Raw genomic sequence first — 817 nt, forward strand, 5'->3', positions numbered from 1 at the left:
CATTGCCGCCATCGGGTTCATACATGATGCAGCGGATATCGCCGTACTGCGCCAGCGGGGGCAGTTCCTTGGCCTGCTCGCGACTGACCTCGTGGAAGTTCAAACCATAGAATTTAGCCTTGGCTTCCTGTAGGCGCAGCTGATGCTCGCGTTCTTCGGTTTGCGCTAAATAGAGCGAACCTGGCTGGAACACGCCGCAGCTCTGACCGGTTTCCTGTTCCAGCTCTTTATATAGATTCATCGTATAGTGCTGGATGCGGGTGATATTGTTGTTGTCATGCAGCCCATGAATGTTGGCCGCCGCGTGCCAGGTCGAGCCGCTGGTCAGTTCGTCCCGCTCTAGCAGGACCACATCGGTCCAACCCAACTTGGCGAGATGATACAGAATTGAACAGCCGGCTAGGCCACCGCCGATTACAACCGCTTGCGCATGCGTTTTCATGTGCTTCCCCTCTCAAATGCCTCAGGCGGCGATGGTTTTCATTGCACCCAGAAACTGGGCCACTTCGGCGACGCTGTTGTAGTGGCACATCGAAACACGCACGCAGCTGTCCATGCCAAGCGGTGTCAAGATGTTGCCCGAGTAGTGATCGGCCTTGCGCAAATGCGTACGGATGCCTTGTTCGTTCAGTTGCTTGACCACATCGACCGACGGCACGCCCTCGACCTGCAGTGACACCAGCCCCTCGCGTGCAGGGTTATCGACACCGCCCAGAATGGTCACCTTCTCCATCTCGGCCAGCCCAGGGAGGTTGCCGGTTCCGCGGATCATCGCATCAGTCAGCGCTTTTTCCTGCTCATGGATCGCCTCTCCGGC

The 817-nt window shown here is 57.5% G+C and carries 2 protein-coding genes; both read right to left on the reverse strand.

What is annotated here, in order from left to right:
• Positions 1-442 (reverse strand): NAD(P)/FAD-dependent oxidoreductase (locus ACR0EL_RS22070; RefSeq protein WP_480502299.1); only part of this gene is annotated, 442 nt, incomplete at its 3' end.
• A 21-nt stretch (positions 443-463) separates the two neighbouring features.
• Positions 464-817: aminotransferase class V-fold PLP-dependent enzyme (locus tag ACR0EL_RS22075; RefSeq protein WP_480502300.1), on the reverse strand; the 354-nt coding region annotated here is incomplete at its 5' end.

This window comes from Ruegeria sp. AH12 (assembly GCF_056541465.1).